Raw genomic sequence first — 1,453 nt, 5'->3', positions numbered from 1 at the left:
AACACCTGATTGATCACGTGGTTTGAAGTAGATCACGCAGGCGCTCGGCTGGGTTGTCCCAGTTGAGCGTTTTGCGTGGGCGCCCGTTGAGCTCGGCAGCGACGAGTTCCAGTTCGGCGGGCCCGTGCACGCTCAGGTCAGTGCCCTTTGGGAAGTACTGACGCAGCAATCCGTTCGTGTTCTCGTTGCTGCCGCGTTGCCACGGTGAATGCGGGTCACAGAAGTACACGTTGGTGCCGGTCGCGATGCTGAACTGCTTGTGCAACGCCATCTCCGCGCCCTGATCCCACGTCAACGACGCCCGCAAATGCTGTGGCAACCCACCGATCGTCGCGATGAGCGCGTCCCTGACGGTCAACGCGTCATGCGCGCCACCGGGTAAGTGAGCGAGCATCACATACCGGGTGTGACGCTCCACCAGTGTCGCGATCGCTGACGCGCCATCCTTTCCGATGATCAAGTCGCCCTCCCAATGCCCGGGCACCGCACGATCAGCGACCTCGGGTGGCCGGTCGCTGATCATGACCATCGGATCAACGAACCGGCTCGCGCGCTGATCCGGGCTGCGGTGCGGGCGGCGGCGGGCGCGGCCCGTGCGCAACGCCGCTGTGACTTCACGCTTCAATCCGCCGCGGGCTTGCACGTAGATCGCTTGGTAGATCGTCTCGGTGCTCACCCGCATGTCCTCATCGTCAGGAAATTCCTTGATCAAGACATTGTGGATCTGCTCGGGCGACCACTTCACACCCAACTTCGCGATCACGTAGTCACGCAGCCGACCCGGCTGGGCGAGTTTCGCTTCCTTCGCACGGGCCCGCGACTGCGTCCACGCCCGGTGCGCGGCATACGGGCGATAGCGGCCCGCCTCATCGGTGTAGGTGTCGATCTCACGTTTGATCGTGGACGCAGGCCGTCCCAGTGCGCGCCCGATCGTGCGCAATGATGCTCCCTCCCGGCGCATGTCCGCGATCTTCTCCCGCTCTTCGAGCGTCACGTATCGCGGGTGCAGGGGCCGTGATAACGCCGCCAACGTCGGCGTCAAGGTGTCCATGCCGACCATCGTCGTCGTACCAGTGCGATAGTCGACCAGGCGCCCATCGGAGTGCAGGCGGCTATGACCGATCTTACGAATCCCCCGATCCCAGTCATGAGCTGTGCGCGCATGCACCCCGACCAGGGCGGCAGCCTCCCGGCGCGAGACTCCACGAGCACGCAACAGGTCGTACTCACCACGGCGCGGGTGCGGACCGGTCCCGGTTTTCCCACGCCCGCGAAGGCCCGCTTGGCGCGCCCACGCGTACGCCGAGTTCCGATTCGCACCGACCGCGCGAGCAGCAGCCGACACGTTCCCATCATGGGCATCCATCGCAGCCAAGAACGCTGCCTTCACCCCGCCAACCGACACAGTCCTCGCAACTCCCAAAAAGTCTGGGTGTTGCGAGGACTGCTAGAA

Annotated in this window: 1 protein-coding gene; it reads right to left on the bottom strand. The window is 64.5% G+C overall.

Annotated elements, in window-relative coordinates; translation table 11 throughout:
- Positions 1 to 13: 13 nt before the first annotated feature.
- Positions 14 to 1,216, bottom strand: coding sequence for an IS30 family transposase (locus D1832_RS15020; RefSeq protein WP_118915190.1), 1,203 nt, complete (start codon positions 1,214 to 1,216; stop codon positions 14 to 16).
- Between the last annotated feature and the right edge of the window lie 237 nt (positions 1,217 to 1,453).

Origin of the sequence: Dermacoccus abyssi, assembly GCF_003515945.1 — a bacterium.
Taxonomy (GTDB): Bacteria; Actinomycetota; Actinomycetes; order Actinomycetales; family Dermatophilaceae; genus Dermacoccus; species Dermacoccus abyssi.
Note: the sequence above shows the minus strand (reverse complement) of the source record. Positions and strands in the feature narration are given on the sequence as shown.